Source organism: Ruegeria sp. CI8, from assembly GCF_056536865.1.
Genome location: NZ_JBQFQL010000002.1, coordinates 501,881 through 525,405, shown reverse-complemented (window position 1 = coordinate 525,405; position 23,525 = coordinate 501,881). Strand labels below are relative to the sequence as shown.

The 23,525-nt window shown below is 61.8% G+C and carries 21 protein-coding genes, 1 other RNA gene and 1 riboswitch; of the genes, 9 read left to right on the top strand and 13 right to left on the bottom strand.

What is annotated here, in order from left to right:
- Positions 1-8: 8 nt before the first annotated feature.
- On the bottom strand, positions 9-1,616 hold the full coding sequence (gene ccoN / locus ACR0DA_RS13245; protein ID WP_093964421.1) for a cytochrome-c oxidase, cbb3-type subunit I: 1,608 nt from the start codon (positions 1,614-1,616) through the stop codon (positions 9-11).
- A 196-nt stretch (positions 1,617-1,812) separates the two neighbouring features.
- On the opposite strand from ccoN, the gene ACR0DA_RS13240 reads away from it, so the two are divergent.
- Positions 1,813-2,652 (top strand): universal stress protein, encoded by an 840-nt coding sequence (locus ACR0DA_RS13240; protein ID WP_170406456.1) that lies wholly within the window; start codon positions 1,813-1,815, stop codon positions 2,650-2,652.
- A 51-nt stretch (positions 2,653-2,703) separates the two neighbouring features.
- Here the strand turns inward: ACR0DA_RS13240 and ACR0DA_RS13235 are convergent, their stop codons facing one another.
- Together ACR0DA_RS13235 and ACR0DA_RS13230 are read right to left on the bottom strand one after the other, a co-directional pair.
- Positions 2,704-2,958 carry a GlsB/YeaQ/YmgE family stress response membrane protein gene (locus tag ACR0DA_RS13235; RefSeq protein WP_093964328.1) on the bottom strand — a complete coding sequence of 85 codons (255 nt, stop codon included), beginning with the start codon at positions 2,956-2,958 and terminating at the stop codon, positions 2,704-2,706.
- A 58-nt stretch (positions 2,959-3,016) separates the two neighbouring features.
- Positions 3,017-4,339 carry a serine hydroxymethyltransferase gene (locus tag ACR0DA_RS13230; RefSeq protein ID WP_170342391.1) on the bottom strand — a complete coding sequence of 441 codons (1,323 nt, stop codon included), beginning with the start codon at positions 4,337-4,339 and terminating at the stop codon, positions 3,017-3,019.
- Positions 4,340-4,437: 98 nt separating this feature from the next.
- Here ACR0DA_RS13230 and ACR0DA_RS13225 point away from each other — a divergent pair, with 98 nt between their 5' ends.
- Entirely contained in the window at positions 4,438-5,310 is an 873-nt protein-coding gene (locus tag ACR0DA_RS13225; RefSeq protein WP_480754379.1) for a LysR family transcriptional regulator, read from the top strand.
- On the opposite strand, the gene fnrL is transcribed toward ACR0DA_RS13225, so the two are convergent.
- Positions 5,307-6,050 (bottom strand): transcriptional regulator FnrL, encoded by a 744-nt coding sequence (fnrL, locus tag ACR0DA_RS13220; protein WP_170360914.1) that lies wholly within the window; start codon positions 6,048-6,050, stop codon positions 5,307-5,309. The genes ACR0DA_RS13225 and fnrL overlap by 4 nt on opposite strands.
- A 61-nt stretch (positions 6,051-6,111) precedes the next feature.
- On the opposite strand from fnrL, the gene hemN reads away from it, so the two are divergent.
- Complete coding sequence (gene hemN / locus ACR0DA_RS13215) at positions 6,112-7,467, top strand: oxygen-independent coproporphyrinogen III oxidase (protein ID WP_170434050.1); 1,356 nt, start codon at positions 6,112-6,114, stop codon at positions 7,465-7,467.
- 211 nt (positions 7,468-7,678) lie between these two features.
- Positions 7,679-9,607, top strand: coding sequence for an elongation factor G (locus tag ACR0DA_RS13210; RefSeq protein ID WP_480754377.1), 1,929 nt, complete (start codon positions 7,679-7,681; stop codon positions 9,605-9,607).
- Here ACR0DA_RS13210 and ACR0DA_RS13205 read toward each other — a convergent pair.
- The 5 genes from ACR0DA_RS13205 to ACR0DA_RS13185 form a co-directional block, all read right to left on the bottom strand.
- Positions 9,604-11,181: an ABC transporter ATP-binding protein gene (locus ACR0DA_RS13205; protein WP_170600083.1), complete on the bottom strand. Its 1,578-nt coding sequence runs from the start codon at positions 11,179-11,181 to the stop codon at positions 9,604-9,606. The genes ACR0DA_RS13210 and ACR0DA_RS13205 overlap by 4 nt on opposite strands.
- Positions 11,178-12,284 (bottom strand): ABC transporter permease, encoded by a 1,107-nt coding sequence (locus ACR0DA_RS13200; protein ID WP_149776229.1) that lies wholly within the window; start codon positions 12,282-12,284, stop codon positions 11,178-11,180. The genes ACR0DA_RS13205 and ACR0DA_RS13200 overlap by 4 nt, the downstream gene beginning before the upstream one ends.
- Positions 12,285-13,379: a microcin C ABC transporter permease YejB gene (locus tag ACR0DA_RS13195; protein WP_170341405.1), complete on the bottom strand. Its 1,095-nt coding sequence runs from the start codon at positions 13,377-13,379 to the stop codon at positions 12,285-12,287.
- Position 13,380: 1 nt separating this feature from the next.
- Positions 13,381-15,291: an extracellular solute-binding protein gene (locus ACR0DA_RS13190; RefSeq protein WP_480754412.1), complete on the bottom strand. Its 1,911-nt coding sequence runs from the start codon at positions 15,289-15,291 to the stop codon at positions 13,381-13,383.
- A 172-nt stretch (positions 15,292-15,463) separates the two neighbouring features.
- Positions 15,464-15,967: a c-type cytochrome gene (locus ACR0DA_RS13185; protein WP_170370463.1), complete on the bottom strand. Its 504-nt coding sequence runs from the start codon at positions 15,965-15,967 to the stop codon at positions 15,464-15,466.
- Between the two features lie 119 nt (positions 15,968-16,086).
- On the opposite strand from ACR0DA_RS13185, the gene ACR0DA_RS13180 reads away from it, so the two are divergent.
- Complete coding sequence (locus ACR0DA_RS13180; protein ID WP_170342378.1) at positions 16,087-16,920, top strand: prephenate dehydratase; 834 nt, start codon at positions 16,087-16,089, stop codon at positions 16,918-16,920.
- 56 nt (positions 16,921-16,976) lie between these two features.
- On the opposite strand, the gene ACR0DA_RS13175 is transcribed toward ACR0DA_RS13180, so the two are convergent.
- Both ACR0DA_RS13175 and nudC read right to left on the bottom strand, forming a co-directional pair.
- Positions 16,977-17,444 (bottom strand): SRPBCC family protein, encoded by a 468-nt coding sequence (locus ACR0DA_RS13175; RefSeq protein WP_170360904.1) that lies wholly within the window; start codon positions 17,442-17,444, stop codon positions 16,977-16,979.
- A gap of 38 nt (positions 17,445-17,482) precedes the next feature.
- Entirely contained in the window at positions 17,483-18,466 is a 984-nt protein-coding gene (nudC, locus tag ACR0DA_RS13170) for an NAD(+) diphosphatase (RefSeq protein ID WP_480754374.1), read from the bottom strand.
- Positions 18,467-18,639: 173 nt separating this feature from the next.
- On the opposite strand from nudC, the gene ACR0DA_RS13165 reads away from it, so the two are divergent.
- Positions 18,640-20,508, top strand: a complete 1,869-nt coding sequence (locus tag ACR0DA_RS13165) for a 5'-nucleotidase C-terminal domain-containing protein (protein ID WP_480754372.1) — start codon at positions 18,640-18,642, stop codon at positions 20,506-20,508.
- 39 nt (positions 20,509-20,547) lie between these two features.
- An RNA gene (ffs, locus tag ACR0DA_RS13160) (signal recognition particle sRNA small type) lies at positions 20,548-20,646 on the top strand.
- 81 nt (positions 20,647-20,727) lie between these two features.
- On the opposite strand, the gene ACR0DA_RS13155 is transcribed toward ffs, so the two are convergent.
- A complete protein-coding gene (locus ACR0DA_RS13155) occupies positions 20,728-21,585 on the bottom strand; it encodes an alpha/beta hydrolase family protein (RefSeq protein ID WP_170341395.1) in 858 nt (285 codons plus the stop codon).
- Between the two features lie 123 nt (positions 21,586-21,708).
- Between ACR0DA_RS13155 and ACR0DA_RS13150 the strand changes: the two genes are divergently transcribed.
- On the top strand, positions 21,709-22,242 hold the full coding sequence (locus tag ACR0DA_RS13150) for a TetR/AcrR family transcriptional regulator (RefSeq protein ID WP_367646472.1): 534 nt from the start codon (positions 21,709-21,711) through the stop codon (positions 22,240-22,242).
- 28 nt (positions 22,243-22,270) lie between these two features.
- Positions 22,271-22,488, top strand: a riboswitch (cobalamin riboswitch).
- An 86-nt stretch (positions 22,489-22,574) separates the two neighbouring features.
- Positions 22,575-22,982 (top strand): hypothetical protein, encoded by a 408-nt coding sequence (locus ACR0DA_RS13145; RefSeq protein ID WP_170341391.1) that lies wholly within the window; start codon positions 22,575-22,577, stop codon positions 22,980-22,982.
- 3 nt (positions 22,983-22,985) lie between these two features.
- Here ACR0DA_RS13145 and ACR0DA_RS13140 read toward each other — a convergent pair whose 3' ends face one another.
- The gene (locus tag ACR0DA_RS13140) at positions 22,986-23,489 is read right to left on the bottom strand and encodes a protein-tyrosine phosphatase family protein (protein ID WP_480754370.1); all 504 of its coding nucleotides are present in this window, start codon (positions 23,487-23,489) and stop codon (positions 22,986-22,988) included.
- Between the last annotated feature and the right edge of the window lie 36 nt (positions 23,490-23,525).

Genomic DNA, 23,525 nt, shown 5'->3' with positions numbered 1-23,525 from the left:
GGCCCTCCTTATTCAGCCGGGACCGCGACGGTCAGGCTGGCCTCTTTGGCCGGAGCCCGCCGGACGGTCATCCACAGGTTGTAGCACATGATCAGCGCACCAGCGACGAACAGAACACCGCCCAGCGCACGCACCACATACATCGGGAACTTGGCCGCCACGGTGTCGGCGAACGAGTTCACCAGGAAGCCGTTGGCATCCACTTCGCGCCACATCAGGCCTTCCATGATACCGGTGACCCACATCGACGCGGCGTAGAGCACGATACCGATGGTGGCGAGCCAGAAGTGCCAGCTGACCATCTGCAGCGAGTACAGACGCTCGCGCTTCCAAAGAACCGGCACCAGGAAGTACAGCGCACCAAATGTGATCATGCCGTTCCAGCCCAGCGCGCCGGAATGTACGTGACCAATGGTCCAGTCGGTGTAGTGCGACAGCGAGTTCACCGCGCGGATCGACATCATCGGGCCTTCGAAGGTGGACATGCCGTAGAAACCGACCGAGATCACCATCATGCGGATGACCGGGTCGGTACGCAGCTTGTCCCAAGCGCCCGACAGGGTCATCAGGCCGTTGATCATGCCACCCCACGAAGGCATCCACAGCACGACCGAGAACACCATGCCCAGCGTCGAGGCCCAGTCAGGCAGCGCGGTGTAGTGCAGGTGGTGCGGACCAGCCCAGATATACAGGAAGATCAGCGCCCAGAAGTGGATGATCGACAGTTTGTAGCTGAAGACCGGGCGTTCGGCCTGCTTGGGAATGAAGTAATACATCATGCCCAGGAAGCCCGCGGTCAGGAAGAAGCCCACGGCGTTGTGCCCATACCACCACTGGATCATGGCATCCTGCACACCAGACCAGACGATGACAGATTTCGAACCCCAGATGCTGACCGGAATGGTCATGTTGTTGACTAGGTGCAGCATCGCGACGGTGACGATGAACGCCAGGTAGAACCAGTTCGCCACATAGATGTGGGGCTCTTTCCGCTTGACGATCGTCCCCAGGAACACGGCCAGATAGGCCACCCAGACGATGGTCAGCCACAGGTCCACATACCATTCAGGCTCGGCATATTCCTTGGACTGGGTCCCGCCCAGCACATAGCCGGTCGCGGCAAGAACGATGAACAGCTGATAGCCCCAGAACACGAACCAGGCCAGGTTGCCGCCCCACAGACGCGCGGCGCTCGTGCGCTGCACGACATAGAAGGATGTGGCGATCAGGGCGTTGCCGCCAAACGCGAAAATAACCGCTGATGTGTGCAGCGGGCGCAACCGGCCAAAGTTCAGAAGCCCTTGCGCCCACTCGAAGTTCAGCACCGGAAAGGCCAGCTGGAACGCGATGAAGGTTCCCACCAGGAACCCTACGACACCCCAAAAAGCGGTTGCGATCACGCCATAGCGGATCACGCCATCCATGTACTCACCCGAACGATCGACAAGAATATCCGGCTCATCCGTGTTTCGCAGCGTCCAGATGAACAGGCCACCGGCGATGAGCATCACCAGTATCGCGTGCACCTGATACGCCAAATCCCGCGCATAGTTGGATCCGATCGCTGCGAACAGCACGACCAGACCAAGCGCGATCAGCTTGATGTAATTCGACATATTGCGTCCCTTTGCCATGCTCCGGGCGATTCTTGTGCCGCATAGAGCTTTCGTTGACTGGTTGCTGTATGATCCATGCACAACCAATGCTGCTTTGATCTGCATCAAGACAATAGCCTGAAAACTGTGACAGGCATAAGCAAATGAATGGGTTACCTGGTCGCACAGGTTTCAGAACCCGAAACACGAGGTCGAAATGGCTTATAAATCTCTTCTCACCGTCATGACGGAAACCAAATTTGCCAAGCCGGCTCTGGCCCAGTTGGTCGCCTTGGCCGAAGCGCAGGACAGCCATGCCGAAGCGCTGTGCCTCGGTGTCGACCGTAGCCAGACCGGCTACTACTACGCGGGCGCAAACGCCCTGATCCTTCAGGAGACCTTGAAGCGTGCAAATGCCGAGGCCGATGAAGTGCTTGCCTTTGCCGAGGATTTCCTGGGCAGGTCAGGCGTACGCTGGTCCGCTGAAAACGGCGTGGCGCAGATCGCCGACCTGGGTCGGCACGTCGCACATCGGGCCCGTTTCTCGGACCTTGTCGTTCTGCCGCAGCCCTATGGCAAAGATCGCGGCGCCGAGGCCGAACCGATCATCGAAGCCGCCATGTTCGAGGGTCACGCCCCGGTTCTGGTGGTCCCGGATGACGCGAAACCATTCGCCAGCCCTCGGACAGTGCTGATCGGCTGGAATGAGAGTGTCGAGGCGATGAATGCCATTCGGCGCGCGCTGCCCTTCCTGCGGGCGGCCGAACTGACACGGATCGTTGTGATCGACCCGCCGCGTCACGGCCCTGATCGCTCGGACCCGGGCGGTATGCTGTCGCAAATGCTGTCCCGCCATGGCGTGAAATGCGAAATCGACGTGCTGAGCAAGACGATGACGCGTGTGTCCGACATTCTGAACCGTCACGCCGCAGACGTCGAAGCCGACATGATCGTGATGGGCGCCTATGGTCACTCGCGGTTCCGCGAGGCTATTCTGGGTGGCGCGACCCGGAACATGTTGGAACAGTCCTCGGTTCCGGTTTTCCTGGCCCACTGAACCGCGGGCACAGCAAAACAAAAAACCGCCCCGGAAGGGGCGGTTTTTTCGTCAGACCTTTTTGACCAAACCGATCAGGAACAGAAGGATGACGGCTCCGATCGTTGCAAAGAAGATCGACGACACCATACCGCCGCCGACGGAAAACCCGAGCGCGGGAAAAATCGTTCCGGCGAGAAAAGCGCCAACGATCCCGACGATGATGTTCCCGATCACGCCAAAGCCGCGGCCCTTCATGATCCTGCCCGACAACCAGCCCGCGATCGCGCCGATGATCAGCATTGCCAATAGGCTACTGAATTCCATGCCTTGCTCCTGAATATTGTTTCACGCAAAGACATTAGAACACGGCCGGGCCGTTGGGTCACGCACGAACGTAGTGCATCCCCTGGAACCCGGATCGCAGATCCCGCACCTTGGGCGCGACCGATGCGGGATCATCGGCCGACAGCGCCTCGGCGAACAGGGCCACAAGTTCGCTGGCATGTTCGGGCGTCACGCCCCGCCGGACCAATTCGGGCGTTCCGATCCGCAATCCGTTCATGTCACCCGCAACCGGGGCGATCGGCAAACCGATACCACATGCCAGGAACCCAGCCCGCCGCAGGTGTTTTGACACCGCCTGCCCGCCCCCATAGTCGGCGGCCTTCAGCGCGAATTGGTGCGAGGTGGTGGCTCCACCAGCCCCTTTGAACACTGGCAATCCCTGATCTTCCATCTTGCTGGCCATTGCCTGCGCAAGATCGATCATCGCTTGTCCATAGGCCGGCCCGAAGTCGACCCAGTCCAGCAATGAGATTGCCAGAGCCGCCGATTTCGCGGCATCGAAATTGGCCGTCATTCCGGGAAATGCAATGGCGTCCAGCCGTTCGGCAATTTCGGCGTCGTTGGTGACGATCAGCCCACCCGCCGGGCCGCCCAGGCTTTTGTAGGTGCTCATCGTCATCAGATGCGCGCCTTCATCCAACGGATTCGCCCAAGCCCCGCTGGCGATGATCCCGCATTGGTGGGCCGCATCGAACAGAACCTTGGCCCCGATTTCGTCGGCAATTTCGCGCACGGCCGACACAGGATGCGGAAACAGGTTCAGCGAGCCACCGACGGTGATCAACCGGGGCCGGTGCGTTCTGGCCATGTCGCGCAGAGCGGCCAGATCCAGACTGTACCCGTCCGCATCCACTGGTGAATTGACCGTTTGCAGACCATAAAGCCCTGCGCAGCCACCCTCATGGTGGGTGACATGCCCGCCGATCGCGGCCGGAGGCGCGATGATCGTATCGCCCGGCCGTGTCAGAGCCATGAAGCCATACAGATTAGCCAAGGCGCCGGATGCCACTCGGATTTCGGCGTATCGCGCGTTGAACACGCGGGCCGCAAGCTCGGCCGCGATCACCTCGATCTCCTCGATGGCCTCAAGACCCATCTCGTATTTGTCGCCCGGATAGCCTAAAGATGGACGACTGCCCAGACCCGCGGCCAGTGCTGCCTCGGCCCTCGGATTCATGACATTCGTCGCCGGGTTAAGATTGAAACACTCGGCATCATGAATATCCGAGTTTCGCGCGATCAGCGCATCGATCCGGGCCTCGATCGCCTCCGAGTTGCTGTCGGCAACCTTCCGGGCAATGGTCTGAACAAGGTTTTCGCAGTGGCCCGGAACCCAGGCACGGTGAGCAAGGTGCTGCATCTGATCCTCCGTCTTTGCGGCCAACGATGCAAAGATCCTGACTTGCGCGCAAATCAGTTTTGCGAAAAATTAGGGTTAGAAAAATTGAGCCTAAATCCATGCCCGTTGCTCCACCGCGCCCCAAACCCCTACCTCTGAACGCGCTGCGTGCGTTCGAGGCCGCAGCCCGCCTGGGAGGATTCTCGACCGCGGCTACGGAACTTGGCGTCAGCGCCGGCGCGGTATCAGCCCATGTCAAAACGTTGGAAGACGAACTGGGTGCGCCCCTTTTCGAGCGCACAGCAAGAGGCGTTGCCCTGACCGCGCTGGGACAGAAGGCGTTGCCGGACCTGACCAAGGCCTTCGACACTTTGGGACAAGCCACATTGTCCATGCGCGCCCAGGCACAGCCGCAAGTGGTGCACATCGTGACGCTGCCCTCGATTGCACAGCTGTGGCTGTCGCCAAGGTTGCCCGAACTTCGAGCCGCAGAGCCCGAGATCGAAGTTTCACTCACGGCCGAGGAAACCCCGCCCAACCTCAAGCGCGCGCCCTTCGACATCTACCTGTTTTTCGGCGGAGACTTGGGGGACCCCATCGCCGAAGACGCCATCTTTCCGGTTTGCGCGCCGGCCTTGGCGCATCGCCTGACTACGCCCGAGGACTTGGCGAATGTGACCTGCCTGTCCGATTCGACCTGGTTCGACGATTGGCAAACATGGGTGGCGGCGGCGCGACCCGGATGGGCGTTCACACCCCGCGGGCCGGTCTTCTCTTTGTACGCGCTGGCCGTCGAAGAAGCGCTGAACGGTGCGGGAGTGTTGATGGGACACAGGGCGCTGGTCCAGCCGCATCTGGACAGCGGTCGACTGGTGGCTCCGTTCGAAACGGCGGTCACTCTTCCCGACAGGCTCAAGCTGTGGTCGCCACGTGCCGTCCGATCGCAGACACCGGTCGGGCGCGTCGTCGAGTGGCTCAGAAAAACCGCTTAGACCAGAAACCCGCCGTCCGAATCATCCCCGGCCTCTTCCATCAGGCGGCCGATATCCGGAACGGTCACGTGGCGCTTGCCCTGCAGCAGGATCACTTCATCCTTTTTAAGCGCAGAAATCTGACGGCTGACTGTCTCCAGTGTCAGACCAAGGTAGTCGGCCATCGCCTCGCGGGTCAGCGGCAGGTCGAAGACGATGGGGCCGGATGAGCCCTTCTGGCTGGCAGACGCATCCCGGCGTGCGATGATCGACAGCAGGCTGGCGATCTTCTCTCGCGCGGTCTTGCGGCCAAGAACCAGCATCCATTCACGCGCCGCGTCCAACTCGTCCAACGTCATCTGCAGCAAGCGGTGGGCAATATGCGGTGTGCTGCCCATGAGGTCCTCGAACGGTTTCTTGCGGAAACAGCACATGACCACGTCAGTGGTCGCTTGAACGTCATAAGGCGCCGAGTCGCGCCCCGGCCGCCCTACGAAGTCGCTGGGCAGCAGAAGGCCCACCATCTGGGTGCGCCCGTCCTCCATGGTTTGGGTCAGAGACGCGATCCCGGACACAACCGAGCCTACGAAATTCATCTGATCGCCCGACCAGATGATCGTCTGACCGGCCTCGAAGCTGCGGTAATACTTGATTTCTTCCAACGCGACCAACTCGTCCGCATCGCAGCGCGCGCAGACGGCTCGATGCCGAATTGGGCAATCTTCGCAATTGGAGTGGTCAACGAGGGTATTAAGTGTCATGCGCGCGTCCACTTGATCTCGGTCAAGGTTTTCTGGTCGTCGAGCCTATACCGGTGTCGTCATGATAGTAAAACCTCAATTGGCAAAGCTCGGACTATTTGACGCGAAGGTACCGCGTTATACCAGCTATCCGACCGCCCCCCACTTCAGCAATGACGTGGGGCCCGACATGTTCAGCGACTGGATTTCCGCCATCCGGCCGGGCAGTTCGATCTCGCTCTATGTCCATGTGCCGTTCTGTCGCCGGCTGTGCTGGTTCTGCGCCTGCCGCACTCAGGGCACCCAGACCGACAACCCCGTCATCGCCTATGTCGATGTCCTCAAGGCCGAGCTGGACTTGCTGGCCGCGCGCCTGCCCAGCGGGGTGACCCTGTCGCGCCTGCACTGGGGCGGGGGTACGCCCACGCTGCTGAACCCCGACCTGATGCGTGAACTGGCTGCGCATATTCTGGGCATCGTCCCACTTGGACCCAACGCGGAATTCTCGGTCGAGATCGACCCCAACGAGGTGGATGCCGCTCGACTGGATGCGCTGGCCGAAGCCGGGATGAACCGCGCCTCGATCGGGGTTCAGGATTTCGACGACGAGATCCAGAAGACCATCGGGCGCATCCAGAGCTATGACACCACCCGCGAGGCGATCGACATGATCCGCGAGCGCGGTGTGCCCAGCCTGAACGCCGACATCCTGTACGGACTGCCGCACCAGACCAAGGCGCGGATGACCGAAAGCGTGCAGAAGCTGCTGTCCCTCAACCCCGACCGGGTGGCCCTGTATGGCTACGCGCATGTGCCGTGGATGGCGAAACGCCAGCAGCTGATCCCGTCCGACGCCCTTCCGACGCCGGAACAGCGGCTTGATCTGTTCGACACCGCGCGCCGTCTGTTCCTGTGGGACAATTACGAAGAAATCGGCATCGATCATTTCGCCACCAAGGATGACGGGCTGACCCACGCGCTGAAGGCCGGGCGGCTGAAACGCAACTTCCAGGGCTATACCGACGACCAGGCCGAGGTTCTGATTGGCGTCGGCGCCAGTTCGATCTCGCGCTTCCCGCAGGGCTATGCGCAGAATGCACCGGCCACGTCGGCCCATACCAAAGCGGTGCGCGATGGCCGGTTCTCGACCTCGCGCGGGCATCTGTTCAAGGATCAGGACATTCTGCGCGCCCGCCTGATCGAGGCCCTGATGTGCGACTTCCGCATCGAAACGGCCGAGATCCTGCGCGACCACGACATCTCGGCGGCCGAGCTGAAGGCGATGTACCAGCGCGCCAATGACGCCTTCGACGGGTTGTTGCAAATCACCGATGACGGGCTGTTCATCCCGCCCGAAGCGCGCGCCTTGGCTCGGATGATCGCCCGGACCTTCGACGCTTATGACCTGAGCAAGGCAGGCCACAGTTCGGCGATCTGACGACGGGCGACAGGCCGCAAGCCGGCCAGTCGCCACAATGCAAAAAAGCGGGGGGTTGACGCGCGCGGGGGGTTTTCCCCACACTCGGAAGGCGGGCGGCAGGCCGCCCGACGCCGAGGCAGGCCATCATTCAGACAGACTCGCCGGCGCATCCGCGTTCGACAGCTCCTTTCGTGCAACCACTCTGCAACTTGACGAAGGGACAGCACCCATGCGCGTTTTTACCGTCCTCGGCCCTAGCCAATCGGGCAAGACAACACTGGTCGAGGCCATCAGTCGCCTTGATGGCCGGCCCACCACATTCGACCTGTCCGGAACCGTGCATCTGCACGGTTTTTCTTATCTGGACGAACCGTGGTGCGCGATCGACGTGGATGGCGGGGGCGATGCGCTGGCCTATGCCGGACCCGCCATGGCCATTTCCGACGCGGCCGTGGTGGTGGTCCCGCCGGACCCGGACGCGGCGGTTCTGTGTGCCCCCTATCTGCGGCTGGTCGAGGAGGCGGGCATTCCCTGCTTTCTGTTCATCAACCGGATGGACAACCCCAACGGCCGCATCCGCGACATCATCGCCGCGCTGCAGACCTATTGCAGCCATCACATCACCCTGCGACAGGTGCCGATCCGTGAAGGCGAAACCATCGTCGGCGCCGTCGACCTGATCTCGGAGCGCGCGTGGAAATATCAGGAAGGTCAGCCCTCGGCGCTGATCGAACTGCCGCAATCGGTGGCCGATCGCGAGGCCGAAGCCCGCACCGAACTGCTCGAAACCTTGTCGGATTTCGACGACCACCTGCTTGAGCAGCTGATCGAGGACAAGCAACCGCCCAGCGCCGAGGTCTATGACCTGGCCGCGCAAGTCCTGCAGAACCATCAGTTGATCCCGGCCTGTCTGGGCGCAGCCAGCCATGGCAACGGGCTGACCCGCCTGATGAAGGCCCTGCGGCACGAGGCGCCCGAATTCGACATCGCCGCCGACCGGGACGCGGCGCCCGAGGCCGCCCGCGCCATCGCCGGGTTCGCCGACGTCAAAAAGCACATTGGCAAAATCATCGTCCTGCGGGGGCTGGGCGAGGGGATCAAGGCGCATGACCCGCTGGGCGGCGAAACTGTTGGCAACCTGACCGCGCTGGACGCAAAGACCCAAATCGACGGGCTGAAGGCCGGCGAGATCGGGCTGGCGGTGAAATCCGATCACCTCAACCCCGGCAATATCTATGACAGCAGCGGCTCCACGCCGCTGCCGGATTGGGCCACGGCGCATCCGGTCGCCTATCGGCAGGTGGTGTCGCCGGCCTATGAACGCGACGACGTGCGCCTGTCCAACGCGCTGTCCCGGCTGGTCGAGATCGACCCGGGCCTGACGCTGGAACAGGACGAGCTGAGCGGCCACGCCGTTCTCGGTTCCCAAGGGCCGCAGCACATGCGGCGGGTGGTCGCCAAGCTGGCCGAGGATTTCGGGATCGAGATCGAAACCTCTCCGGTCGAGACCGCGTATCGCGAGACCATCCGCGCCACGGTCGAACACCGACACCGCCACCGCAAGCAATCCGGCGGAGCGGGGCAGTTCGCCGATGTGGTGATCTCGGTCGCGCCGCTGCCGCGCGGATCGGGATTTCAATTCGACGAGGTGGTCAAGGGCGGCGCCGTGCCCAAGAACTATATCCCCTCGGTCGAACAAGGCGCGGTCGATGCATTGGCGCAGGGCCCCGAGGGCTTTCCGGTGGTGGATGTGAAGGTCACCCTGCATGACGGCAAGCATCACAACGTGGACAGTTCCGATTTTGCCTTCCGGACGGCAGGCAAGAACGCCGTGCGCGAAGCCTTGCCACAGGCCAAGCCGGTTGTTTTGCAGCCGATCCTGAACGCCGAGATCCATGTTCCGTCGGCCTTCGTGGGCGATCTGGTGCCCACGATCAGCTCGCTTCAGGGGCAGGTACTCGGGTTCGAGGGCAACCCGAACGCGCCGGGCTGGGAGTTATTCAACGCCCAACTGCCCGCCGTGGCCGAGGACGAACTACACCGCACACTGGCCAGCGCCACACGCGGCACCGGCTGGGTCAAGCTGCAGTTCGACCACTATGAAGAGCTGCGCGGCCCGGTGCCGAAATCGGCGGCGCGCGAAGCGGCCAACGCCTAGCCCGCCGCAGCGATCAGTTCGCGGGTATAGTCATCCTGGGCGTCGACGAAAAGATCTTCGGCAGCGCCCATCTCGACCACGTCTCCGTTGCGCATGACGATCACCTTGTGTGACATCGCCCGCACCACCTTCAGGTCGTGGCTGATGAACAGGTAGGCCAGCCCGTATTTCTTCTGCAGGTCGCGCAGCAATTCGACGATCTGCACCTGCACCGTCATGTCCAGCGCACTGGTGGGTTCATCCAGCACCAGCAGCTTGGGCCGCAGCACCATGGCGCGGGCAATCGCGATGCGCTGGCGTTGCCCGCCCGAAAACTCGTGCGGATAGCGGTCCATGGCCGCCGGGTCCAGGCCCACCTCGGTCATCACCTCGGCCACCAGTTCGCGCGGGGCACGGTGCGGGTCGACCTTGTGGATCGCCAGACCCTCGGCAATGATCTGCTGGCAGGTCATCCGCGGGCTGAGGCTGCCGAACGGGTCCTGAAACACGATCTGCATGTCCTTGCGCAAGCGGCGCAGCTCGCGCGTGGACCAGCGGCGCACATCCTGCCCGCGGAAGGTGATCCCGCCCTCGGAGGCGATCAGCCGCATGATCGCCAGCGCCAGCGTGGTCTTGCCCGAGCCGCTTTCGCCCACGATCCCCACGGTCTCGCCCGCCCGCACGCTGAGTGTGGCGTCGTTCACCGCCTTCACATAGCCGACCGTGCGCTTCAGGAACCCGCGCTGGATCGGAAACCAGACCTTCAGATGCTCGGTCCGGGCCACTTCTTCGGCGGCGGGGTCGATCGGGTCGGGTATGCCCGTGGGTTCGGCCGCCAGCAGCTTGCGGGTATAGGGGTGCTGAGGGTTGTCGAAGATCTCGGCCACGGGGCCGGTCTCGACGATCTCGCCATCCTTCATCACGCAGACCCGGTCGGCGATGCGTCGCACGATGCCCAGATCATGGGTGATGAACAGCATCCCCATGTTTTCCGATTTCTGCAGTTCGGCCAGCAGTTCGAGGATCTGCGCCTGAATCGTCACGTCCAGCGCAGTGGTCGGCTCGTCCGCGATCAGGATGTCGGGCTTGTTGGCCAGCGCCATGGCGATCATCACCCGCTGCCGCTGTCCGCCGGACAGCTGATGGGGATAGGCGTCCAGCCGTTCCTCGGGGTCGCGGATACCGACTTTGTTCAACAATTCGACGATCCGGGCGCGCGCCGCGTCGCCCGTCAGACCCTGGTGCAGGGCCAGCGATTCCGCCATCTGCTTCTGGATCGTGTGCAGCGGGTTCAGCGAGGTCATCGGCTCCTGGAAGATGAAGCTGATGTCGTTGCCGCGCACCTCCATCAGGCGCTGCTCGGATGCGCCAATCATCTCCTGCCCGTCATAGGTGACCGACCCTTCGACGATCGCGCTGTCGCCCAGCAGCGACACGGTGGACAGCGCGGTGACCGATTTTCCCGACCCGGATTCGCCCACCAGCGCCACGGTTTCCCCGCGATCGACATGGAACGACACGCCCCGAACCGCCGTGGTCACCTGCCCGTCCTGACGGAAAGAGACCTTGAGGTTTTTGACATCCAGCAAGCTCATGAGAAGGTCTTTCGCGGGTCGAACGCGTCACGCACGCCTTCGAAGATGAAGACCAGCAGCGACAGCATGATGGCAAAGGTGAAAAAGGCGGTGAAGGCCAGCCATGGCGCCTGCAGGTTCTGTTTGGCCTGCAGGGTCAGCTCGCCCAGCGAGGGCGCCGAGGACGGCAGGCCGAAGCCCAGAAAATCGAGGCTGGCCAGCCCCCCGATCGTGCCGGTCACGATGAAGGGCATGAAGGTCAGCGTGGCCACCATCGCGTTGGGCAGCATGTGGCGGAACATGATGGTCAGGTTGCCCACGCCCAGCGCCTTGGCCGCACGTACATATTCCAGGTTGCGGGCGCGCAGGAACTCGGCCCGCACCACGCCCACAAGACCTGTCCACGAAAACAGGATCATCAGGAACACCAGCAGCCAGAAACTTCGCCCCAGCACTGCGAACATGATGATGATGACGTAAAGCGAGGGCGTCGCCGACCAGATCTCGATGATGCGTTGGAAGATCAGGTCCAGCCAGCCGCCGAAAAAGCCCTGCAGCGCGCCGGCGAAGATGCCGATCAGGCTGGCCGCGCCGGTGACGATCAGGGTGAACAGGATCGACAGGCGGAAGCCATAGATGACACGCGCCAGCACGTCACGTTTGGTATCGTCGGTGCCCAGCAGGTTCTGCCCGTTGGGCGGCAGGGGCGCCGCACCGGGACGGTCGACGCTGGTGTTGTAGGAATACGGGATCGGCGGCCAGATGGCCCAGCCGCGCTCGAATCCTTCGGCCTGGAACGTCCCCGCCTCGATCTGCTCGATGATGCCTTCGGGGTCGTCGAAACACTCCTCCAGCCCGCCGCTGTCGATCAGGCAACGGACCTCGGGGTCACGATAGATCGCCTCGGTTTGGAAGTCGCCGCCGAACTCGGTCTCAGCGTAGAAGTTGAAGATGGGCGTGTAGAACTCGCCCCGGTACTTCACCAGGATCGGTTTGTCATTGGCGATGAATTCCGCGAACAGCGACAGACCGAACAGCACCGAAAAGATGATCAGCGACCAGAAGGCCCGGCGGTTGCGGCAGAAATTGCGCCAGCGACGTTGGTTCAGAGGAGAAAGTGCCATTTACCCCTCGCGTTTCTCGAAATCGATGCGCGGATCGACCAGCACATACATCAGGTCGCTGATGATGCCGACGACCAGACCGAGCAGACCGAAAATGAACAGCGTCCCGAAGATCACCGGATAATCGCGCGCCACTGCGGCCTCAAAGCCCAGACGACCGAGGCCATCCAGCGAGAAGATCGTCTCGATGATGATCGACCCGCCGAAGAACACGCCGATGAACACCGCCGGGAAGCCGGCGATCACGATCAGCATCGCGTTGCGGAATACGTGGCCGTACAAAACGCGCTGCTCGCTCAGCCCCTTGGCGCGAGCGGTCATGACGTATTGCTTTTTGATCTCGTCCAGAAACGAATTCTTGGTCAGTAGCGTCAGCGTGGCAAACGCGGAAATCGTAAGTGCGATGGTCGGCAGGGCGATGTGCCAGAAGTAGTCGGCCACTTTGCCCAGCAGGCTGAGGTCCTCCCAATTGTCCGAGGTCAGCCCGCGCAGCGGGAAGATCTGCCAGTAGGAGCCGCCCGCAAACAGCACCAGCAGCAGGATCGCAAACAGGAAGCCGGGGATCGCATAGGCCACGATGATGGTCGCGCTGGTCCATGTGTCAAAGCGTGAACCATCCTTCACCGCCTTGCGGATGCCCAGCGGGATCGAGACCAGATAAGCGATCAGCGTCGACCACAGGCCCAGCGAGATGGACACCGGCATCTTTTCCAGCACCAGGTCGATCACCGAGACCGAGCGGAAGTAGCTTTCGCCGAAATCCAGCGTAAGATAGTTGCCCATCATGTTCAGGAACCGCTCGACCGGCGGCTTGTCGAAGCCGAATTCCTTCTCCAGTTCGGCGATGAATTCCGGCGGCAGCCCGCGGGCGCCCACGTATTTGTCATCGAAGACGCCACCGCCGGGTTCGGCCCCGGCCCCCGCGTCACCGGACCCCGCAAAACCCGCAAATACATCGCCCTGCCCTTCGATCTGGGCGATGATCTGCTCGACCGGACCGCCGGGTACGAACTGCACCAGCGTGAAGTTGACGATCATGATGCCCAGAAGGGTCGGAATGACCAGCAACAGGCGTCGAAGAATATATGCGCCCATGTTAACGCAGCGCGCCTTCTGCTTTCAGGGCCGCTTCCTTCTCGGGATTGATCCACCACAGATCAAGGTATCCCAGCGCATAGGGCGGCAACTGATCGGGGTATTCGTACATGTTGTAGTAGGCTGTCCAGTATTCCGCGATATACCCATCCGGTATGATGAAGAACTCATAGCGCAAGGCGCGATCCAAGGCCATAAGCGCTGCATCCTGATCGGTTTGATTGTTGGTCGCAAAAGACGCCTCGATGATGGCGTCCACCAACGGGCTGGCAAGGCCTGCCGGGTTGAACAGGCTGAACTCGGCCTCTTTCGAGCCATACATCTGACTGAGGCCGCCGCCAGTCGACAGGAACGCGCCATAGCGTGTCGAATAAACCATGTCATAGTCACGCTCGCGGCTGCGCAGGGTGTACTGCGCCGGATCGACCTTTTCGGCTGAAGCATCCACGCCCAGCGCCTGAAGGTTCTGGACAAAGGTCTCGATCATCGTGGCCGTCGATGTCGGCAGGTTGGACGGATAGGGGATGTTCACCCGCAGGGTCTGACCCTGAGCATTGCGGCGCAAGTTGCCGTCGCCCACGGGCCATCCGGCTTCGTCCAACAGTTTTGAGGCTTTGCGCAGGTTGCGCCGATCGTTCAGGCGCGCCGGGTTGGATTCGTGAACGGTCGTCACCGGTTCGGTCAACATCTCGGGTGGAACCACGTCGCCCAAAGCTTGCAGAAATGACAGCTCTGCCCCCTGCGGTGTATCCATCGCTTCAAGCGGTGTGCCTTCGATGAACGAATCGCGGGGTGAGTTCAGGCCGAACAGCAGAGATTCATTGGCCCATTCAAAGTTGAATGCCAGTGCCAGTGCCTTTCGAACATTCTTGTCCGCGAATTGCGGACGCGCGAGGTTGAACACAAAGCCCGACGGGGTCGGTGGGCTGCCATTCGCAATCGCGTCCTTGACGACGTAGCCCTCTTTCAACTTGGGGAAGTCATAGCCGGTCGCCCACAGTTTGGGGTCGCTTTCGATCCGCAGCGTGTATTCGCCTGCCTTGAAGCCTTCAAAGGCGGCTGTCTGGTCCGCGAAATACTCGACTCGGATGGTATCGTAGTTGTGCCGGCCCTTGTTGAACGGCAAGTCCTTGCCCCAGTAGTCGTCCCGGCGTTTGTAGACGATGCGCCGGTTGATATCGTAGCTGTCCAATTTGTACGGCCCAGATCCAACGGCGACTTCCAGGCGCGGCTCGTCGAGACGGCGGGACGGGTCTGCCTCGAACCACGCTTTCGAGAATACGGGCGTCGCGCCGACGGTTTCGATCCGGCTGCGGGCCGTCAATTCGGGATTGAACGTGAACTTGACCGTGTGCGTATCCAGCGCCTCGGCGCCGGTCACCATCCGCCCGACGGCCTGCGCATATGACGGCAGGCCCTGTTCGATGAACAGTCGGTGGCTGTAGACCACATCCTGGGCGGTGACGGGCGTGCCATCCCAGAACGTCGCTTCGGGGCGCAGGTGGAAAATGACCCAGTTGCGGTCGGCGTCGTACTCCAAGCTCTCAGCCAATACGCCGTAGTACTGACCGACACTGTCATCGGTGCTGTCCATAAGCCGATCGTATTGCAGTGTCGTCAACGCTCCGGGGCGACCTTTGCGTGAATATGGATTCAGGGAATCAAACGTGCCCGATGCGGCCAATGACAGTTCGCCGCCCTTGGGCGCATCCGGGTTGGCATAGTTCAGGTGCGTGTAGTCGGCGGGGTAGTCGAGATTGCCGAAGTACGAGTAGCCATGGCTGCGAATGATCTGGTCCTCGTCGGCCCGGGCTGGCCCCGCCTGCCCCAGAACCAACGCCGCCGAAATGCCCAATGCCGCGACCCAATGACGAAAACCTTGTTCGCGCGCGCCAGGCAGATGGGAAATCATACGGGTCATCCTTCGATGTTGTCTTCTGTCCATGTCCTTGTGCGCAAGCTAAAAGCCCAGCACTGACACTTGCAAGTTTAGAATGCGTGAGCGCTTTGTGAAGTTTTGCTCAGACAAAAAAAGCCGCTGCACATGGCAGCGGCTTTCGCTTTTCGGTGTCTGGATGGGCGGATCAGCCGCCAATCGTCTGCAGGTACGCGATCAGGTCTGCGCGTTCCTGAGCCTTTTTGAGACCGGCAAAGCTCATCGAAGTGCCTTGGATATAGCCTTTGGGGTTTGCAATGAACGCATCCAGCTCTTCCGGGGTCCAGTTGCCGCCATGCGACTGCATCGCCGCCGAATAGCCGAAGCCCGCGGCCGCCGCCACAGGGCGGTCCACGATGCCATACAGGTAGGGACCGGTGCCATTGGCGCCTTCTTCCAGCTTGTGGCAAGCCGAACACTTGCGGAAAACCCTCGCGCCCTTTTCCGGGTCAGCTGCGGCCAACAGATCGGCAAAGACCACTTCTTCGCCGTCAGCGCTTTCGCCAGAGCTTTCGGTTTCAATAACATAGGCGGCTTCGCCGTGCCCGCCGACATGGTAGAGAACATCGCCCCCCCATTTTGCCAGGAGGAGTACAAGGAAGGCACCGAACAGGCCGGCTGCGGCCTTGGTAACTGTCATCGTGTCGAACATTGATCGCGTGTCCATTTCAGCTGTCTTCGGGGTGTCTAAGGCTTCCCCTTGCAAGAGGCAAGGTATAGACACCGCGACGAAACGCCCAATTCTGGAACTTGTTGCACGGAATCGACCAAATGACCAAACGCATCGCCTTTCAGGGGGAACCCGGCGCCTACAGTCACGAAGCCTGTCGCAATGCGCGTCCGGATATGGAGGCGCTGCCCTGCCGAACATTCGAGGACGTGATCGAATCGGTGCGCTCGGGCGAGGCGGATCTGGCCATGCTGCCGGTCGAGAACAGCACCTATGGACGAGTGGCCGATATCCACCGCCTGCTCCCGCACAGCGGGCTGCACATCGTGGACGAGGCCTTTGTGCGGGTTCACATCAACTTGCTGGGCGTGCCGGGCGCAAAACTCGAAGATATCACCGAAGCCCATTCGCATCTGGTGCTGTTGCCGCAATGCGCAAACTTCCTGAAGGCCCACGGCATCCGCGGGCGCGTCAGCCCTGACAACGCCCGCGCGGCGCGCGAGGTCTCGGAAGCGGGTGAGAAACATTCGGCGGCCCTGGCCAGCGAACTGGCTGGCGAAATCTATGGCCTTGAACTGCTGGCGCGCCACATCGAAGACAGCGACGACAACACGACCCGCTTTCTGGTGATGTCCCGCGAGGACGACCGCCGCCGCCGTGGCGAGCACGGGATGATCACCAGCTTCGTGTTCCAGGTCCGGAACATTCCGGCGGCGCTGTACAAGGCCATGGGCGGTTTTGCCACCAACGGCATCAACATGACCAAGCTGGAAAGCTACATGGTTGATGGCTCGTTCACGGCGACTCAGTTCTACGCCGACATCGTCGGCCACCCTGAAGACCGCAACGTGCAGCTCGCGATGGATGAACTGCAGCATTTCACCACGAATGTGGAAGTGCTGGGCGTGTACCCCGCTGCTCGACCACGCGGTTAGTCTGCTCCCACGCGCAGGCAGCTTGGGACTGCTCACCGCCAGTCAAACGCCGGCTCTCAAGCCCCGTGCAGATAGCGTTCTTCCATTTCGCGCGCAAAATCGCTCAGTCGCATCTGGAACTGGCGCCGGAATCTGGCCTTGCCCAGCTTCAACGACTGCAGAAGCAGACGCGCAGGCAAGGTCTTGGCCGCCAGTGACATCTCGATGCTCAGCCGCGTCTGCTTTTGCGACAGCGACAGAAGATCAATCGTGGTCAGGCCGTTCATCCCCTTGCTGGTCGATCGAAACCGCATGGCTGTGGGGCGATCAAACTCGGCCACCTCGATCGCGACGTGGCGTGGCTTGCCACGGATCATGATATCGGCTTCCCAGCACGACCCGACCCAGTGGCCCGGCATTTCGACAGTGCGTCGAACCTCGACACCGCGGCGCATCGCCATGCGCTCGAACCGTTCGAAGTCCGCGACCATGTCGAACACCGCATCGATCGGCGCCTGGATATCTTCGCGTGCTGAAACCTGCATGTCGGCCTTTTCTGCTCAGTCAGGGTGTCAGTGTTTCGTCAGTCCAGCGTATCTGCAAGCCAGTTACGCAAAAGAAAATGCGCGATTGCCCCCTTTCGCGCCGGCAGAAGCTTGGGGTGCTCGCCTGCAAAAGCCTGCATCATCTCGGACTTGGTGACCCACATCGCGTCCTCGATCTCGACCGGGTCGATCGTGATCTCGCGGGACAGCGCCTGCGCTGCACACCCGAACATCAGCGACGACGGAAATGGCCAGGGTTGACTTGCCAGATAGCTGACGTGTCCGACCGGAACGCCGGCCTCCTCCATGACCTCACGCCGCACGGCGGCTTCGAGGGTCTCGCCCGGCTCGACGAAACCGGCCAACAGTGAATACATGCCGTCGGGCCACCCCGGAGATCTGCCCATCAGGACGGAATCGCCATGCGTGACCAACATGATCACCACCGGATCGGTCCGTGGAAAGTGCTGACCGCCACAGGCCGGGCACAGTCGTTGCCACCCCGCCTGTGAAATGTTGGTCGGGTTGCCGCAGCGCGCGCAGAACCTGTGCGTCTCGTGCCAGCCGATCACGGCTTTGGCAGTGGCTGCCAATTCGGCGTCCCGGGCCGACAGCCGGGTCATGATCCGACGAAGCTCGGCGAACACGTGGCCCACGGGCAGCCCCGGATGCTGCTGTTCGGTTCGGTCCACGAACGCTCCAACGCCCGACAGGTCCAACCCGTCGGCAGACCAATTCGAAATGTCCATTGCAAACAGCGGCGCACCCGCATCACTGCGGCCCAGCAAGATCGGTTGGTCAATCGCCCCGCCGGGTCCGTTCGCAACCAGATCGTGGTCCATCGGAACCAAGGCCAACTGGTCCAGCGCTTCGCCCATGACCAGCGGTTTGCCCCGCCACATCAGGATGCACCGCGCCGTGGGATCGGACCGTGCTGCCTCCAAGGCTCTGGCATCGGTACGGATCTGCGCCGCCCGGTCCAGTCCAGAGCCGCCAAATGTCACGCTTTCCGCCCGTTTCATGCCTGTCCCTTTGGATTTTGCACAAGGGCTGCCACGACTTGGGCACTGGTGCAATGGGAATTCACACTCGCAAAAAGCATCGTTGTCGCAAAGGACGCATGGAAGCCCTGACGATTGCCTGTATTCTACCTTTCAGTGAAAACGTATGCACAACAGCACCTAAAAGAAGAAAATTGGCTCTGAAATCCTCCCTGCTTCAGGTACATCCCCACTTAAAAACCGCGCACATCCGGATTCTTGCAACGACCGATCTGCACATGAATCTGACCAGTTTCGACTATTATGCGGACCGGCCGGAACCAAGTGTAGGCTTCACCCGAACCGTCAGTTTGATCCGCTCTGCACGTCAAGAGGCGGAAGAGGCGAATGTAACTGTCCTGCTGTTCGACAACGGCGATTCCCTTCAGGGGACACTTCTGGGTGACTGGGCGGCCGAACAGACCGACACGACCCACCCTTTGATGTCCGCCTTTGGGCGCTTGGGCTACGACGCAATTGCGCTGGGGAACCACGACTTCGGCTTTGGTCTCCCAGCTCTGGGCCGGATCGTTTCTCGGGCACCTTGCCCGGTTTTGTGCAGCAACATGCAGTGTCTGACCGGGGTCGCGCCTTGGCAGAAACAGGCCAACCTGACCCGTCATGTCCACATCAACGGCCAAAGCATTGCTGTCCGAATTGGCGTTTTCTCGATCCTGCCGCCGCAGACGGTGAAGTGGGAAGCACCACAATTGCAAGGCCAGGTCGTAGCCGAGGATGCCGTCGCTACGGCGCGCCGGATGGCCGAGAATTTGCGTCGTCAGGGCTGTGCCCTGATTGTGGCTCTTGCACATTCCGGCCTAGGCGAGCCCGACGCCGCACCGATGTCGGAGAATGTGGTCGCACAGCTTTCTGCTCTGGACGGTATTGATGCAATCGTGGCCGGACACACGCACCTGACACTGCCCGACCCAAGCGATGGTAACCCGCAGCTGGCCAGACCCTTGGTCATGCCCGGATCAGCGGGGTCGCATTTGGGGGTGATCGACCTGACGCTTGCCGTGAACGCCACGGGAGAAGTGAGAATTGCTGGTCACAGCGCGCATCTGCGCGCGATCTGCCCGGGCGGGGCTGAAACCGGCGCTCGGGTCGTTCCTGAAGACCCTGAGATGGTCGAACTTTATGCCGCCGCCCATAAGGCGACCCGCAAAGCCGCTGCCCAGCCGGTGGGCCGGATCAATCGTACCCTGCACAGCTATTTCACCTTTTGCGGGGTGGATCAGGGGCTGAACTTGGTCGCCGCAGCACAGGCGGCAGCCCTGCGACCGGTTCTGGCCGGAACGACCTTTGAAACCCTCCCTGTTCTGTCCGCAGCCGCACCTTCGAAATTCGGAGGCCGGGCCGGACCACGGCATTACACCGAAGTCCCGGCTGGCGATGTCACCGTAAGGCATGTCTCGGACTTGCATGTGTTTCCAAACCAACTGGCCGCCATGCTGCTGGATGGCCGCCAGATCGCCGAGTGGCTGGAGATGTCGGCTGCCCAGTTTTCCCAACTTGGCAACAGCGACGAGCAGGTTCTGATCGACCCCGAGGGCACCGGGCACAATTTCGACGTGCTGCATGGGGTGACCTACAGGTTCGATCTGACCCAGCCCGCGCGATATGATTTAGGCGGCCAGTTGATCGACACGTCCCATTCCCGCCTGCGCGATCTTGCCTTTCAGGGCCGCTCCGTCGATCCGGATGAACAATTCGTCGTTGCATCAAACAGCTACCGAGCCAATGGCGGCGGCAACTTTCCCGTCCCAGACCCGGCCCGCCTGATCCCGGTGCCGCCGCTGAGCCTCCAGGGAATCTTGCGCGACTACCTGGCGGGACGATTGGGTCCGGATCCGGTGGAAAACACCGCCCAAAGCTTTTCCTTTGTTCCGCAGGCGGGCCGGTCCGTGATTCTGAAGACCGGGCCACGCGCTGCAAACTACCTGCGCGAGCTCGACCACTTTGCAGCCACCACCGACGGGCAGGACGCGCGCGGGTTTCTTAGGGTACGCCTGTCTTTGTGACGGGTTGCCAAGCGGGTGCGTGATGCCTATATCGTCGGTCGAGAGGTTGGCGCGGGCAAGCGCCTCGCCAACCTGGTCAGGTCCGGAAGGAAGCAGCCACAACGAGCCCCGCTTGGGTCGATGTCCAACCTCTCACTTGACGCCGCGCCACGTATTCGGCCCGGTCAATCCAACCTCTGTATTTCGTCGTTGTTCCTGAAAACCGCGCTTGCGGGCGGGTCAGGCGATCAATCGCGGCCAAACGGCACTGCTGCGCCGGGCGAAGGCGCCGATATGACCGATTTCGGACAGTCCGAAATCCCTCGGCTCCAACAAATGCCGACGGGCGGTCGGACCATAGAGTTCAGCCAGCCGCCAGACGGCGGGCGGTGGCACAGTCTGGTCATCCTCGAACGCAATGATATCCGCCGTGGCGTTCGCCCGACTCCAATCCGCTTGGGGAAGCGTGTCTCCCAATTCGGGCAGATAGCTGGTGGGCGATGTACACCACTTGCGCCATTGCCAATAGACGCCCGCCGGCAAATCGGCTCCGAATCCCAGAAGTTTCCCCGGCAGGTACCCCAGAAGACGCACCAGAGGTGGCACGTGGCCATACCAGAACAAAGTCGCCAAGCCCTTGTAGGGCCACGGGTGATCGGCCACCGTCACCAAACCTGCGCACACACAGATCATCCGGTCGATCTGTTCGATTTCCGGTTGCAGCGGACCCAGCATTCCACCGACCGAATGCCCGATCACCCACAGTTTTGCCTGCGGGTATCGACGGCGCATCTCGGCACGCGCTGCGGGCATGTCGATCAGCGCCCAGTCCGCCATCGTGGCCTTCGAGTCTTTCAGCCGCCCGGTCAGCGAATGCTCGAAATCCCGGTAATCATATGTCAGGCAAGCCATACCGCGCTCGGCGGCCAGCCAGCGAGCAAAGTGCTGATAGTAGTCACGTGGCACTCCTGTTGCGCCGTTCAGCACAACAACGGTTTGCGGCTCGACCGCCGGAGTGTAAAGCCGCGCCGCCAGCTGGGTCTGGCCCGACGGAAACTTAAAGTCTTCCACGTCAACCGCGTGCTGCGAATCCAACATCTTTGCCTTCAAACACTCTGGACCGATCGGTCTAATACTTTGTGTCTGGACCAATTGGTCTAGGCCTGTCAATATTTGGCCTGCATGACCCAACGTCCACCAAACACCAAAGATCGCCTGATTGTGACTGCCGCCCAACTGTTCCAGCGCTCGGGCTATAACGGTGTCGGTCTGGCGGAATTGCTGGCCGAAGCGCAAGCCCCCAAGGGGTCGCTGTATCACCATTTTCCAAAGGGCAAGCCGGATCTGGCCCTGGCGGCGGCCAGTTGGGCCTCGGACGGGATGTTGAGCATGATTGCTGCGGCATTCAACGACGCCGCGGATTTTCGCGATGGGGTCACCACCCTGTGCCACAAAATCGCGAAACTGTTCGACACCTCGGCCCAGTGGGAGACCTGCCCGATCGCCGCCACCCTGTTCGAAAGCCCCGACAACCGCGCGTTTCGGGAACATGCCGACCGTCTGTATGAAAGCTGGATCATCGAAGTTCGAAACCACGCCGCGCGGTTCGGAGTTTCCGACCCTGAAAATGCTGCGGACACCCTGTTCATCGTGATGCAAGGCGGCTGGCAATTGGCCCGTGCCCGCAGGGATTCGAATGTGCTGCGCAGACTGCCTGATCTGTTCCCTTGGGACTCACTCCGGCAACCGGGCTGAAACCGTCTTGACTCGATCCCGGATACACCGCTAGCGATGAGGGGATGGTTCCCGTGCCGTTTCGGTCCGGGATGAAAAGGGAACACGGTGCGGTCCAACCCGGAACTCCGGAGCGGACCAAGGCCGCGACTGCCCCCGCAACTGTAGGCGGAGAGCGATGCCTAAATACCACTGACCGCAAGGTTGGGAAGGTCGGCAAAGCAAAGACCCGCAAGTCAGGAGACCTGCCATCAAACGTGAAACCGAAACTCGGACGGGGTGTCCGGGCAGGGTCTGGCCTTGAAACCGGCGTCTGTCCAAATCCATCTCGCCCAGCGCGCGGAGGGCGCAACATGATTTGGAAGACCGATACCCATGAATTCGCGGCAACCATCTGCCAGCGCACCGGAAAGACCTGCCCGGCATTGGCGCGCATGGCACGGGCCATCGCGCAGGCAATGGCGACGGCGCAGGCCGCTACATCCCCCGACTTCCAAGTGGAAGGCAGTAGCGAACTGGCCCATTGCGAACATGGCTGCACGGCGCGGTTCGATGCACGTCCCGAACGGATCCGCGTGTATTGCGGAGCGGCCGCCGACACCCCGTCCGACTGCCTTGATACCTACGCCGACATGCTATTTGACGACCAGAGCGACGCCCTGCCTGCGCAGGTCATCAGTGATCGACCCTGTGCGATGCTGCAGGCCACGGCGATCATGCCCGTGGTCAGGGCCGAGCGCGAGTTCCGCGCAACCGCCTGAATGTCAGGTCGCCAGTGCCTCGCGCGCTGGGGCGACGGCCCAGTCCATCTGAGCATCAGTCTCAACCGCGCAGGGGCGTACGGCCCGCAGGCGTTTCAGGGCCTGTTCCGGCTGCTCGCCGCTCTCGATCATCAAGCGCAGAACAACCATGCCAGACCGCCCACAACCGCCCCGGCAGTGGACCAGTACCCGCCCGCCGCCCGACAGCGCATGGCGGGCGGCGGCGCTGACTTCGGGCCATCGGCCGGATATCTCGGTCGACGGCGCCGAGAAGTCGGCGACCGGAAGATGCGCCCACCGACAGGCGCGCCGATGAATGTCACAGCCCAATTCGCCCGAACCCACAGAAACCAGTTCGGCAAGGGTTGTCATCGAAATCACCAGCCCCGGCGCCCAGGCTGAAATCAGGTCCAGGTCTCCCTCATAGTCGCCGCCACCGCCGGGAACCGAGGTCAGGGCCAGCGTACCGCCGCCCACCTGCAATGCATGAACCACAAGATTTGTCATCAGACGTTCCCCCCGAAACTGGCTGATTGAACTTGA